This window comes from Pseudomonas sp. FGI182 (genome assembly GCF_000511325.1).
GTDB classification, from domain to species: domain Bacteria; phylum Pseudomonadota; class Gammaproteobacteria; order Pseudomonadales; family Pseudomonadaceae; genus Aquipseudomonas; species Aquipseudomonas putida_Z.
This window is the reverse complement of record NZ_CP007012.1, coordinates 3,282,582-3,295,074: the sequence shown is the minus strand read 5'-3', so window position 1 is coordinate 3,295,074 and position 12,493 is coordinate 3,282,582. Positions and strand designations below refer to the sequence as shown.

10 protein-coding genes are annotated in these 12,493 nt (G+C 64.1%); 6 read left to right on the top strand and 4 right to left on the bottom strand.

Annotated elements, in window-relative coordinates:
• Nucleotides 1-104 precede the first annotated feature (104 nt).
• Both C163_RS14530 and C163_RS14525 read right to left on the bottom strand, forming a co-directional pair.
• Entirely contained in the window at nt 105-323 is a 219-nt protein-coding gene (locus tag C163_RS14530; protein ID WP_025339442.1) for a hypothetical protein, read from the bottom strand.
• A 28-nt stretch (nt 324-351) separates the two neighbouring features.
• Nucleotides 352-1,266 carry a LysR family transcriptional regulator gene (locus tag C163_RS14525; protein ID WP_013972367.1) on the bottom strand — a complete coding sequence of 305 codons (915 nt, stop codon included), beginning with the start codon at nt 1,264-1,266 and terminating at the stop codon, nt 352-354.
• Nucleotides 1,267-1,472: 206 nt separating this feature from the next.
• Between C163_RS14525 and C163_RS14520 the strand changes: the two genes are divergently transcribed.
• From C163_RS14520 to C163_RS14510, 3 genes are all read left to right on the top strand, one after another.
• Nucleotides 1,473-2,495, top strand: coding sequence for a zinc-dependent alcohol dehydrogenase family protein (locus tag C163_RS14520; protein WP_025339441.1), 1,023 nt, complete (start codon nt 1,473-1,475; stop codon nt 2,493-2,495).
• A 514-nt stretch (nt 2,496-3,009) separates the two neighbouring features.
• Complete coding sequence (locus C163_RS14515) at nt 3,010-4,395, top strand: hypothetical protein (RefSeq protein ID WP_025339440.1); 1,386 nt, start codon at nt 3,010-3,012, stop codon at nt 4,393-4,395.
• Nucleotides 4,395-5,750, top strand: coding sequence for an aminotransferase class I/II-fold pyridoxal phosphate-dependent enzyme (locus C163_RS14510; RefSeq protein ID WP_025339439.1), 1,356 nt, complete (start codon nt 4,395-4,397; stop codon nt 5,748-5,750). Before C163_RS14515 ends, C163_RS14510 begins: the two co-directional genes overlap by 1 nt.
• 133 nt (nt 5,751-5,883) lie before the next feature.
• Here C163_RS14510 and C163_RS14505 read toward each other — a convergent pair whose 3' ends face one another.
• Nucleotides 5,884-7,194, bottom strand: a complete 1,311-nt coding sequence (locus C163_RS14505) for an MFS transporter (protein WP_025339438.1) — start codon at nt 7,192-7,194, stop codon at nt 5,884-5,886.
• A gap of 65 nt (nt 7,195-7,259) precedes the next feature.
• A complete protein-coding gene (locus C163_RS14500; RefSeq protein ID WP_025339437.1) occupies nt 7,260-8,573 on the bottom strand; it encodes an L-fuconate dehydratase in 1,314 nt (437 codons plus the stop codon).
• Nucleotides 8,574-8,674: 101 nt separating this feature from the next.
• Between C163_RS14500 and C163_RS14495 the strand changes: the two genes are divergently transcribed.
• From C163_RS14495 to C163_RS14485, 3 genes are all read left to right on the top strand, one after another.
• Nucleotides 8,675-9,622 carry a LysR family transcriptional regulator gene (locus tag C163_RS14495; RefSeq protein ID WP_025339436.1) on the top strand — a complete coding sequence of 316 codons (948 nt, stop codon included), beginning with the start codon at nt 8,675-8,677 and terminating at the stop codon, nt 9,620-9,622.
• A gap of 34 nt (nt 9,623-9,656) precedes the next feature.
• Complete coding sequence (locus C163_RS14490; protein ID WP_025339435.1) at nt 9,657-10,610, top strand: LysR family transcriptional regulator; 954 nt, start codon at nt 9,657-9,659, stop codon at nt 10,608-10,610.
• Nucleotides 10,611-10,931: 321 nt separating this feature from the next.
• Entirely contained in the window at nt 10,932-12,473 is a 1,542-nt protein-coding gene (locus tag C163_RS14485) for a UxaA family hydrolase (RefSeq protein WP_025339434.1), read from the top strand.
• Nucleotides 12,474-12,493 lie beyond the last annotated feature (20 nt).

The following is a 12,493-nucleotide window of genomic DNA, read 5'->3' as shown; positions in this document are numbered from 1 at the left end:
CTGAAGGCTGGTGATATTCCTGTGGGAGCCGGCTTGCCGGCGATGAGGCCTGCACTGACTACAGAGCTTTGGATCAGTGTCCGCTTTGGGTCGAAAGCTGCCATTCAGTGCAGGCGGAAAAGCCTCAAAATCAAGCCTGACGCTTTCTCACCGCCTGCTTCGTAAAGGTCACGCAATGCAGCCTGATCGGCAAGTTTGTGCAGGTTGAAGTGGTTGTAAAACGCTTGGCCCAGTCGCTGATGCTCGAAGTACCCTTGTCTCCAAAGCCGGACGAACTCCTCATAAGCTGCGCGTTCGATCTGCAATGAGGAATCGGTTTCCATGTCAGGTTTGGAATTCGATGGAGGTCAGTCACAGGCTATCGGGATCGCCGAAGAACATCTGTATCCGCGACCGCAACCACCGCTCTGCCGGGTCATTGTCCTGCGCCCCGCGCCAGGCCATGTGCAGCTCGAAACTGCGCACATCCAACGGCAGATCCTCAGCCCGCAACCCACCCGCCGCGGTCAACGCATCCGCCGTGTAGTCCGGCACCGTAGCGACAATATCGGTGCCCGCCAGCAAGCTCCCCAGCCCGTTGAACTGCGGCACCGCCAGCACCACGTGGCGCTTGCGGCCAATCTCTTCCAGCGCCTCGTCGATGAAGCCCGACAGGTCCCCGGCAAACGACACCAGCGCATGCGGCCGCGCGCAGAAGTCGTCCAGGGTGATGGCGCCGGGCACGCTGTCGGCGCGCAGCAGTTTCGGCATGCTGCGGCGCAGCACCTTGCGCTTGGCGTTGGCTGGCAGTTCGCTGGTGTAGCTGACCCCCACCGAGATCTCGCCCGAGGCCAGCAGCGTCGGCATCAGCAGGTAATTGACCCGGCGCACCACCAGCACGATACCCGGCGCTTCGGCGCGGATACGCTTGAGCAGCTGCGGCAGCAGGGCGAATTCGGCGTCGTCCGACAGGCCGATGCGGAACACCGCATTGCTGGTGGCCGGGTCGAATTCGGCAGCGCGGCTGACGGCGGTGGAAATCGAGTCCAGCGCCGGGGACAGCAGGGCGAAGATTTCGTGGGCCCGGGCCGAGGGCTCCATGCTGCGGCCGGTGCGTACGAACAGCGGGTCGTCGAACAGGTTGCGCAGGCGCGACAGGGCCGCGCTGATGGCGGGCTGGCCGAGGAACAGTTTTTCCGCGGCACGGGTCACGCTGCGTTCGTGCATCAGCGTTTCGAACACGATCAGCAGGTTGAGGTCTACGCGACGCAGGTCGTTTCGATTCATCGGTGCGCTTCGCCTAAAGTGGGGCAGAGGTGAATCTTAAGGCCAAAGGCTGGTACCCTGCACGGGTTTAGGGGGACCAATCGCAGGGAAAGTCAGGTGCCCAATCGATGACAGGCATGTCGACTATTAATGACCACTGATGGTCTAACCGGCAAAGCCCGGATAAAGTCCGTGGTAATTAGAGATTCACAAAGGCGAGGTATGCGATGTCCCGCATGATCCGTTTCCACAAGTTCGGCGCTGCCGATGTGCTCCGTTGCGAGGAGCAGGCCGAATCGTCACCTGCTGCCGACGAGGTACAGATCCGCGTCGAGGCGGTTGGCGTCAGCTGGTATGACGTGCTCTGGCGCCAGAACCTGGCACCGTCCCAGGCACGCCTGCCGGCGGGGATCGGCCACGAGATGGCCGGGGTGGTGACTGCGGTCGGCGAAGGGGTCGAGGATATTGCGGTGGGCGACCGGGTTGCCAGCTTCCCGGCCACCAGTGCCAACGACCACCCGGTGTATGGCGATGTCATCGTGCTGCCGCGTACGGCCATTACCCGTTATCCGGATGTGCTCACCCCGATCGAGGCCAGCGTGCACTACACGCCGCTGCTGATCGCCTATTTCGCCTACGTCGACCTGGCCCGGGCGAAAGCCGGGCAGACCGCACTGGTTACCGATGCCAGCCACTGCGCGGGCCCTGCCTTCGTGCAACTGGGCAAGGCCCTGGGGCTGAAGGTGTTCGCCGCCACCAAGGAGCCGGAACAGCGTGAGTACCTGCTGGGCCTGGGCGCCGACAAGGTGATTGTCACTGAAGAGCAGGACCTGTTGCTGCAGGTTGGCAAGTACACCGATGGCCGTGGCGTGGACATGGTCCTCGATGGCATGGGCGGGCCGCAGATGTCGCTGCTGGGCGATGTCCTGGCTCCACGTGGCAGCCTGGTGCTGTATGGCCTGCAAGGCGGCAACCAGACGCCGTTCCCGGCCTGCGCTGCGTTCCAGAAGAACATCCAGTTCCATGTGCATTGCATCGGCAACTTCACCGGCAAGCCTGAGCTGGGCATCAGCCAGGATCAGGTGGCGCTGCAGCGCGCCCTGCGTGATATCAACCAGTTCACTGCCGACCAGTTGCTGACACCGCAGATCATCAAGGTGTACCCGTTCGAACAGGTGGTCGAGGCGCATCGCTACATGGACCAATGCCCGTGCGGCGGGCGTGTGGTGCTGGACATGGCGCAACACTGACAGCGGTCTGCATCTATCAGGAAACCCGGGCAGAGTCCCGGGTTTTTTGTTGCTAATAGAGACTGGTTTTACGTTAAAAAAAGAAGTTTCCTACAATTAAATACGACGCGGACTATATTTGAACTGATTGCTCCGTGGCTTGCCGAAATATCCCGCCAAGTTTTTTGTCTTGTACTGTTCCCGTCTGGCAGTCAATGTGTTTTCTCACTTCCGCTGAATGGTTTTTTTACCCTGATCTGTATCTTCTATTCGCTTTGCATCCCTCGATAATGGCTCAATGATAGTTTGCGCAAGGAGCGTGGAATGAGCATGGCTATGCCCAGACCAGGGCGGTGTATGGCAGCGGCGGGGCGTCGCGACGATGGGTTTTTCTCGATGTCATGGCGACAGTGATGGTTACGTCATTACTTCCAATTAGTTGTAGGAAATTTCTTCTGGAAAAGTTCGGGGCATGTTGATGTTCAGGTCCTCTGATCAACGTGCGCTGGCTGCATGAAGTTGATGAGGTGATTTCGTGACTGCTATTCACGACCAGGCAATGCACTATATCTACCAGCAAGTACTCGAGCGCTTGCTCAGTCATATGTCACAAGCGCAGCGTGCTTCCTTGCAGTTGCTGATACAACGGCTGCTGGTTGCTGCAGGCGGGCCAGAATACATCGGCACCTACCGCTTGCTGGTGCTGCAAGGCAATGATCACCGCAGCGCCCGGCTGCTGGCGATGCTGCGTGCCGCACAACTGAGTATCGCCCTGCGTGCGCCGGTAACCTTCCAGCTGCGGGTGCTGGTAGTGAGCCTGCCCGTGGCTGACAGTGCCACGCTCGAATGCCATGAGCGCGGCTTCAATGCGCTGTTCTTGCAGGATGACCCGCGGGTGCAACTGCAGATGATCAAGGGGCGTGAAGTGGTGCCGTTCAGCCGGCATGCCCCTGCTGCGCCCGAGAGCTGGTTGTTGGCGAGGGACGCCATGCTGATGTTCGGTCACCTGGTCGACGCCAGGCCCGAAGCGCTGCTGGGGTGTCGCCTGCACCTGGAACTGGCGGCGGCCGTGGGCTTTGCGCTGCAGGCCCATTCACCTGCTGATGTATTTATCACCGCCATCCCTGCGCGCCAGCGCCGCCGGTACCTGGCTTGGGCACGTCGCAGCCTGCGCCTGGCAGGGGAGCGTGGTCCGCATGTGGTGCACCAGTGCCTGGCGACGCTGGCACAAGGGCTGAGCCGCCTGCACGGCAGTATCGGGTTGCCATTGGGTGCCTTGGCGGGGCCGACCTCGGCGAGCGTGCCGCAGAGTACGTCGGTGCGGTTGATTGCCATTGACGACCTGCTGCCGCCATTGCTCGAAGAGCAGCAGCTGGACCTCATGCTCGGTTGTCGCTTCGAGGGGAGCCAGGACGCCTGGCCATTGACCGCGTTCGTCGAGCCGTTGGCCCCGGTGCAGCTGCGGGAGCTGCACGCACGCAGTCTCGAGCCGCAGGCCAGTCGCCCGGCATTGCGGCTGGCTGGCCAGCCGGGCGCCAACAAGCGGCGCGACACGCATCAGCTGCAGTTCGGCAAGGCATATGGCATCAACCAGATCCAACAGGTGTGCCTGCTGTTCAGCCCGTTTGCCAGGCAGGGGAAGAACCTGGAGCGTTTTCTGCAATGCTGGCATGCCGACATGCTGGTGGCGCTGCCATACCTGCATCGGGCCTTGCAGGGTAAACCCTGCCCTGAAGCGGTGAAAAACTGGCTGGTGAATACCAGCGGCCTGCCGCTGGGGCAACTTCGGTTGATCTATGGCGGAGGCCTGCCGCTGGCCTCCTGGCGCCTCATGAGCCACCTGGCCCGTCGCGATGTGCAGCTGAGGTTGCTGCCACGGCGGGCAGCGGGGCGGCGGCGTGGTCATGCGGGGCCGCCTTGATGGAGCAATCGGGCTCCGGCGAGTTCGCCTATCGCAAGGTCTATCGCTACCTGGAAGCCCTGATCGACCAGGCGCCACGCAGTGGCCCGTGTCGATTGCCGTCGTTGCGCGTGTTGGCCCGGCGGTTACGGGTGTCATTGGCCACCGTGCAGAGTGCCTACAGCCTGCTGGAAGAAGAGGGCCGCGTGCAGTGCCTGCCCAGGTCGGGCTATTACGTACAGGGCGCTGCCAAGGGGGATGCTGCGGCCATGCCCCGGCAGGCGCCCTTGCCGGCACAGCCGATGCTTGAGCGCACCCTGTTCACCCACGAGCGGCGCCTGGCACGTCAGCGCACGCACAGTGTCGCCCCGTGGGACGCGCCCGGCAGCGCCCGCCTGCGCAATGCCGTCGCCGAGCGCTATACCCGCTCCTCCAACCAGTACTGGCGTGCCGAGGACGTCCAGCTGGCGCCAGATGTGCAGGCGTTGCTGGAGACTTTGCTGGCGGCGCTGGCCCTGCAAGGCGGGACCGTGGTGGTGCACTCGCCCTGTTGCTGGCAGGTGCTGCGCGCGTTGGCCCGTGCCGACATGCGTGTGCTGGAGGTACCACTGGATAGCCGCGGCAACCCGGACCTGCGCGCCCTGGCCCGGCTGCTGGCCAGCGAGCCAGTGTGCATGCTGGTCATGCCATCGTGCCTTGGCATGCCGCAGGGGCGGCTGGTTTCACTGCACTATCAGCAGCAGCTTGGCCAGCTGCTTGGCCAGCACCCTGTATGGTTGCTGGAGAACGACCTGGACAGCGAGCACTGTTACAGCGGGCCGCCGAATACGCGCCTGCGCGATTGGGTCGACCCGCGTTGGCTGTTGGTGATGGGGGCGTTCGATGCCGCAGTGGGGGGCGAGGCGCCCTATGCCTACCTGCTGGGCCATGATGCCGGGCTGACCAGGGCTTTCGCTGAGCGTGCATTTCGGCTTGCACCGCTTCGCCTGCAAGCGCTGGCGCACATGCTGGGCAAAGGCGAAATCGAGGCGCAACTGGTGCGACTGCGCACCGACCTGCAAAAGCGCATGCAATGCCTGGCGCGTGAGTTGCAGCTGCAGTTCGGCCAGCGGGTGGTGTTGGAAACGCCGGAGGGTGGCCGGACACTGTGGGTGCGCTTTCGCCAGCCACTGCCGTGGGAGGGTATTGCAGCAGCGCTGGCTGGTTCAGCACTGCATGCCCTGCCGGGCGAGCAGTTCAGCCTGCAGGGTCGCTACCAACAATGTCTGGCGATGGCGTGGCTGGGTGATCACCCGGGGGAGCTGCAACAGGCGGTAGAGCGCCTGGCCCAGGTGCTGGAACTGCGCTGTGGCCGGCCTGCCGGCGCTACACCTTGAGCCGCCGGGGTTGCGTTGCAACCCATCGCCGGCAAGCCAGCTCCCACGAGTGCAGCGTTGAACTCAAGGTTGTCGCTGTACCTGTGGGAGCCGGCTTGCCGGCGATTAGGCCCTGGCAGGCAAACGCCTCCTGTCAGCGATTCGCTTGCTCCTGCCCTTGCCGCAAGCGGGTACTGACCAGCGCTGCTGCCACCAGCAACGCGGCGATGATCCACAAGCCATTGCGGGTACTGCCGGTGGCCTGCTCGATCAGGCCCATCACCGATGGGCCGACGAAACCGCCAAACAGGCCGCAGGTGGTGACAAAGGCCAACCCAGCCGCCAGGGCGCTGCCACTCAGGCGGCTGGAGGGGAAGACGAAGATGATCGACTGCACCACGAACAGCATCAGGGCAGTCAGCGAAAACCCGATCAGGCCGATGAACGAGTTGGCCAGCGACGCCAGCAGCAGCCCGGCCGCCATGGTCAGCAGGCCGCCGAACAGCAGGGTGCGGCAACGGCTCGGCGAGGTGGCCAGGCGCGGGAAGGTGGCGGCGCCGATGGCGGCAGCAATCCACGGTACGGCGGTCAGCAGGCCGACCTGGAAGGGCGACAGCGCGCCGTAGGTGCCGATGATGCCCGGCAGGAAGAAAATCACCGTGTAGATGGTGATCTGGTGCACGAAGTACACCACGATCGCCAGCCAGATCTGCCGGTCGCGGAACATCTGCCCCAACTTGCTCTGCTGCGGTGCGGCGGCCCGCTCGGCAGCCAGGCGGCGCTCGATGCCCTCGGCTTCGGCGGCCGACAGCCAGGGCGCCGAGGCCGGGCCATCGGGCAGTTTCTTCCATACCACATAGGCCAGGGCCACTGCCGGCAGGCCTTCGAGCACGAATAGCCATTGCCAGCCGTGCCAGCCCAGCACACCGTCCATTTCCAGCAGGGCACCCCCCAGCGGGCCGCTGAGGATGTTGGCCAGGCACACACCCAGCAGGAAGTAACCCGTGGCGCGGGCACGCTGTTCACGGTCGAACCAGTAGGTCAGGTACAGCATCACACCGGGGAACAGGCCCGCTTCGGCGACCCCGAGCAACAGGCGCATGACGTAGAACGAGGTTTCGCCCTGGACGAAGGCCATGCCCGCCGAGAGCAGACCCCAGGTGATCATGATGCGGGTGATCCAGAAGCGTGCGCCCACCCGATGCATGATCAGGTTGCTGGGTACTTCGGCCAGGGCATAGGTGAGGAAGAACAGGCCGGCGCCCAGGCCGTAGGCCGCTGCCGACAGGCCGAGGTCGATGCCCATGCTGGCCTTGGCCAGGGCAATGTTGGTCCGGTCAAGGAAGCTCATCACGTAGACAACGATGAGCAGTGGCATCAATTTGCGCAGCAGCAGGCCGTTCAGGCGCTGTTCGGTGGTGGCGACAGCGGCGGGCGTCGCTGCAGTACCGGTGAGGATTGTCATTGTTTTTTCCCCGTGGAAAGAGCTGGTGGCGTGCCGCGCAAAGGCGGCGCACCCAGGTAGGTGGGTCAGGAACGGTTGATGTCGAGCCACACCGCGCCGTTGGGGTACTGGTAGCGTTCCAGGGTCTCGGCATGCATTTCGATGCTGTAGCCCGGGCGTTGCGGTGGCATGTAGCGCCCGCGGCGGATTACCACCGGGTCGATGAAATGCTCGTGCAGGTGGTCGACGTACTCCAGCACCCGGTTGTGCAGCGAGGCCGATACCGCGATGTAGTCGAACAGGGCAATGTTCTGCACGTATTCGCACAGGCCGACACCGCCGCCGTGCGGGCATACCGGTACGTCGTACTTGGCCGCCATCAGCAGCACGATCAGCACTTCGTTCAGGCCACCCAGGCGGGCCGCGTCCAGTTGGCAGAAGTCCAGCGCGCCGGCCTGGAACATCTGCTTGAACATCACCCGGTTGTGACAATGTTCACCGGTGGCCACGCCAATCGGCGCAATGCGCTGGCGGATGGTGGCGTGCCCGAGGATGTCGTCCGGGCTGGTCGGCTCTTCGATCCACAGTGGCTCGAAGGCGGCCAGGCGGCGCATGTTGGCGACGGATTCCTCGATGCCCCATACCTGGTTGGCATCCATCATCAGGGTGCGCTCCCAGCCAATTTCGTCGCGCAGGATGCTGGCGCGGCGAATGTCTTCCTCCAGGTCCGCACCGATCTTCTGCTTGATGTGGGTCCAGCCATCTTCCACCGCCTCGCGGGCCAGCTTGCGCATCTTTTCTTCGCTGTAGCCCAGCCAGCCCGGCGCGGTGGTGTAGCCGGGGTAGCCTTCGCGCAGCATCTGCGCTTCGCGCTGGGCCTTGCCCGGGGCCTGGCGGCGCAGCAGGGCGATGGCTTCTTCGGGGGTGAGCACATCGGTGACGTAGCTGAAGTCCAGGCAGCGCACCAGCTGCTCGGGCGTCATGTCGGCCAGCAGCTTCCACACCGGCTTGCCTTCGTGCTTGGCCCACAGGTCCCACACGGCATTGATGATCGCGGCGGTGGCCAGGTGGATCACGCCCTTTTCCGGGCCCAGCCAGCGCAACTGGCTGTCGCTGACGGTGAAGCGGTGCCAGAAACCGCCCATGTCGGCCGTGATTTCCTCCAGGGTGAGGCCGACGATCAGCGGCGCCAGCGACTGCACCGCGGCCGCGCAAATCTCGTTGCCACGGCCGATGGTGAAGGTCAGGCCGTGGCCTTCCAGGGCCTCGGCGTCGGTGTGCAGCACCACGTAGGCGGCCGAATAATCGGGGGCGCTGTTCATGGCGTCGGAGCCGTCCAGCGACAGAGAAGTGGGGAAACGAATGTCGCGAACGCTCAGCTGGGTAATACGTATGCTCATGGTCGGCTCTTGTTCTGTTCAAGCAGTGGGAGGCCTGACTGTAGGTTGTCGAGCGATACAGGCATAATCGCCAAATCTTAACCAGCGATACTGGATTCGATATGTCTCGCTTGCCACCCGACAGCGCCCAGGCGCCTGCCAGCCTCGGCGCATTGAAGATCTCCAGCCGGCAGATCACGCTGCTCAACGCCTTGGGCGAGTTCGCTAACCTGCGCCGTGCTGCCGCGGCGATGCACACCACGCAACCGGCAGCGAGCCTGTTGCTGCAACAGCTCGAGGAGCGCCTTGGCGTACGCTTGTTCGAGCGTTTGCCACGGGGCATGCAAGCGACGCTGTATGGCGAAGTGATGATCCGCTATGCGCAGAACGCGCTGCATGAGTTCGAGCACGCCCAGGCGCAGATTGCCGAGCTGGCGCGCGGGGCCCAGGGCCTGGTGCGGGTGGGTAGCGTCATGGGGCCGGTGCCGGGCGTGCTGACCAAGGCGGTACTGGCCTACAAGCGCGACTACCCCAAAGTGCGCATTTCCCTGGAGGTCGGCACCAGCGACACCTTGCTGCCGGCCTTGCTGCGTGGCGACTTCGACATGGTGGTGGGGCGCCTGCCGGACCAGAGCGACAGCCAGGACCTGAACATCGAACTGTTCGAAGGCGGTGAGCAGATGCGCGTGATCGCCCGCGCAGGCCACCCGCTGGCCAATGCCGCCGGGCTGCAACTGGCCGACCTGGTGGCCTTGACCTGGATCCTGCACCCCATCGGCAGCCCGATGCGCCGCCGCGTCGAAAGCGCGTTGCAGGCCGGCGGCATGGTGCAGTCGCTGGATATCGTCGAAACCGCCTCGATCCTGGCTACCACCGCCATGCTCGAAGCCTCCGAGATGATTGCGGTGGTGCCCGATGACGTGGCCAAGCATTATGCCCGCTATGGCATGGTCGCCATCCTGCCGGTGGAACTGCCGCTGGCCATGGCCAACCTGGGCGTGTTGACCCTGCGCTCGCGGCCCAACTCGGTTGCCCTGGACACCTTGCTGCACTACCTGCGGGCGCAATAGCCCTGCCTTTTCACTTGCCTGAGGCCCTGCGTCAATGCCGCCGGACATGACCCATTCCAGCTTTTGCAACTGGATCCGCTACAAGCACCTGGTGCTGATCGACACCTTGGCGCGCACCCGCAACATGCACGCCACCGCCACGCGCATGAACCTGAGCCAGCCGGCACTGAGCAAGATGTTGCGTGACCTTGAGGAGCAGTTCGGCTTCGCCCTGTTCGAGCGCCTGCCGCGGAGCATGCCACCCACCGAACTGGGCGAATACGTGGTGCGTTATGCCCAAGGCGCGCTGGCCGAGTCGCAACAGTTCGTCGATCAGGTAAACCGCCTGCGCAACGGCGGGCACGGCTTTATCCGCGTCGGTGGGATATTTGCCGCCACCGCGCTGGTGCTGCCGCAGGCCATCGCCGCGATCAAGGCGCGCAGCCCGTTGCTGTCGATCGAAGTGGTGGAGCATTCCAGCGATCACTTGTTGACCATGCTGGAGCAGAACAAGCTCGACATCATGATTGGCCGCTTCACTGAAGAACGCTTCAGCCAGCTGTTCGACTTCCAGCCCCTGGAGCCGGAACCGTTCAGCCTGGTGGTCAACAGCGAGCACCCGCTCAACCAGCTGGAAAGCACGCCGCTGACAGCGCTGGGCGACTGGCCGTGGGTGCTGTACCCGGTGGGCACGCCGATCCGCAACCGCCTGGAGCAGGCCTTCCGGGTTGCCGGCATCGCCACGCCTGCCGACAGCGTCGAAACCATCTCCATGCCGATGTTCCTGCAATTGCTGCAGGCGGCGCCGATGATCGCCATGTTGCCGCGCTCGATGGTTGCCGCGCAGTTGGCCAGCGGCCAACTGAAAGAACTGCGCAGCCCCTTGCACCTGGCGGCGCTGGAGTACGGCGTGGTTACCCGCAAGGACGAGCCGCTGAGCGCTTCGGCCCGGGCGTTTGTCGAGATTTTGCTGGAGGGCGCGCGGCGCCGTCAGCAGGAGCAGAGATAAAGCCACCTGATACGCGGTCAACTGTAGGAGCGGCCTTGCGTCGCGAAAGGGCTGCGAAGCAGCCCCAGGGTTTCAGCGCAGAAGCACGAATTGCCGGGGCTGCTTCGCAGCCCTTTCGCGACGCAAGGCCGCTCCTACAAGGATCCGCGCAGCTGCCAAAAAATGGTCTTCATAGGCGATTGATAAACACGCGCTGAGACCGGCTTTTGATAACCCAGAGTTATCGCACGATCGGATCATCTCATTGGGAATGTTGCCCAAGGCTTCTTACAGTGGTCGCAGCCATAACAAGAAGCCAGCCGCACCGCCCTGAGAGGTCTCATGCAACTGATTGCCAAGTCCGGTGACCTTGCTGTCATCCGCCTCAACCCGCTGGACAACGTGCTCATCGCCCGCCAGGCCCTGCCGCAAGGCCTGCGCCTAAACGCCGAGGCGATTACCGTGCGCCAGCCGATCCCCTCGGGCCACAAGCTCGCTACCGAACGTGTGGAGCAGGGCCAGCCCCTGCGCCGTTACGGGCAGATCATCGGTTTTGCCTCGCAGGCCATCGACGCCGGCGAACACGTGCATGTGCACAATGTGCAGATGGGCGATTTCGCCCGTGACTACGCCTTCGGTGTCGACACCCGCAGCCAGCCCGGCCGCGAGGCGCAGTTTCAGGGCATCGTGCGCGCCGATGGCCGGGTCGCCACCCGCAACTACATCGGCATCCTCACCTCGGTGAACTGCTCGGCGACCGTGGCTCGGGCCGTGGCCGACCATTTTCGCCGCGACATCCACCCTGAAGTGCTGGCCGATTACCCGAACATCGACGGCGTGGTAGCGCTGACCCACGGCGCCGGCTGTGCGGTGGACCCCAGCGGTGAAGCCTTGGGCCTGTTGCGTCGTACCCTGGCCGGGTACGCCGTACACCCCAATTTCGCTGCCGTGCTGATCATCGGCCTGGGCTGCGAAACCAACCAGATCGAAAGCTTGCTGGAAACCCAGGGCCTGCAGGCCAGCGCCCAGCTGCGCGCCTTCACCATCCAGGGTATCGGCGGCACCAGCAAAACCATCGCTGCCGGTATCGAGCAGGTCAAGGCGCTGCTGGCCGAGGCCAACCAGGTGCAGCGCCAGCCGGTCAGTGCGCGGCACCTGGTGGTCGGCCTGCAATGTGGCGGTTCCGATGGCTATTCCGGCATTACCGCCAACCCGGCGTTGGGCAATGCCGTCGACCGCCTGGTGGCGGCCGGTGGCACCGCGATCCTCTCCGAAACCCCGGAAATCTACGGTGCCGAGCACCTGCTGACCCGCCGTGCGGTCAGCCGCGAGGTCGGCGAAAAGCTGGTGGCCCGCATCCGCTGGTGGGAAGACTACTGCCAGCGCATGAACGCCGAACTGAACAACAACCCCTCGGCCGGCAACAAGGCCGGGGGCCTGACCACCATCCTCGAGAAGTCCCTTGGTGCGGTGGCCAAGGCCGGCTCCAGCAACCTGGTCGATGTGTACCAGTACGCGGAAGCGGTGCGCGCCCAGGGCCTGGTGTTCATGGATACCCCCGGTTACGACCCGGTTTCGGCCACCGGCCAGGTGGCTGGCGGGGCCAACCTGATCGCCTTCACCACCGGCCGTGGCTCAGCCTACGGCTGCGCCCCGGCACCGTCGATCAAGCTGGCCACCAACAACCGGGTGTTCGAGCACCAGGAAGAAGACATGGACGTCAATTGCGGTGGCATCGCCGATGGCTCCACCAGCATCGAGGAGCGCGGCGCGTTCATCTTCGAACAGATGCTGCGCATCGCTTCCGGTGAGCGCAGCAAGAGTGAGCTGCACGGCTACGGGCAGAACGAATTCGTGCCCTGGCAGATCGGTGCCGTGACCTGATCGCCAGCCCTGTTCCATTT

What these genes read in the sequence shown, in the direction of transcription:
- C163_RS14510 (WP_025339439.1), top strand. Translation starts at nt 4,395, where the DNA reads ATGGAGCAATCGGGCTCCGGCGAGTTCGCCTATCGCAAGGTCTATCGC.
- C163_RS14525 (WP_013972367.1), bottom strand. Translation starts at nt 1,266, where the DNA reads ATGAATCGAAACGACCTGCGTCGCGTAGACCTCAACCTGCTGATCGTG.
- C163_RS14490 (WP_025339435.1), top strand. Translation starts at nt 9,657, where the DNA reads ATGCCGCCGGACATGACCCATTCCAGCTTTTGCAACTGGATCCGCTAC.
- C163_RS14500 (WP_025339437.1), bottom strand. Translation starts at nt 8,573, where the DNA reads ATGAGCATACGTATTACCCAGCTGAGCGTTCGCGACATTCGTTTCCCC.
- C163_RS14520 (WP_025339441.1), top strand. Translation starts at nt 1,473, where the DNA reads ATGTCCCGCATGATCCGTTTCCACAAGTTCGGCGCTGCCGATGTGCTC.
- C163_RS14505 (WP_025339438.1), bottom strand. Translation starts at nt 7,194, where the DNA reads ATGACAATCCTCACCGGTACTGCAGCGACGCCCGCCGCTGTCGCCACC.
- C163_RS14530 (WP_025339442.1), bottom strand. Translation starts at nt 323, where the DNA reads ATGGAAACCGATTCCTCATTGCAGATCGAACGCGCAGCTTATGAGGAG.
- C163_RS14495 (WP_025339436.1), top strand. Translation starts at nt 8,675, where the DNA reads ATGTCTCGCTTGCCACCCGACAGCGCCCAGGCGCCTGCCAGCCTCGGC.
- C163_RS14485 (WP_025339434.1), top strand. Translation starts at nt 10,932, where the DNA reads ATGCAACTGATTGCCAAGTCCGGTGACCTTGCTGTCATCCGCCTCAAC.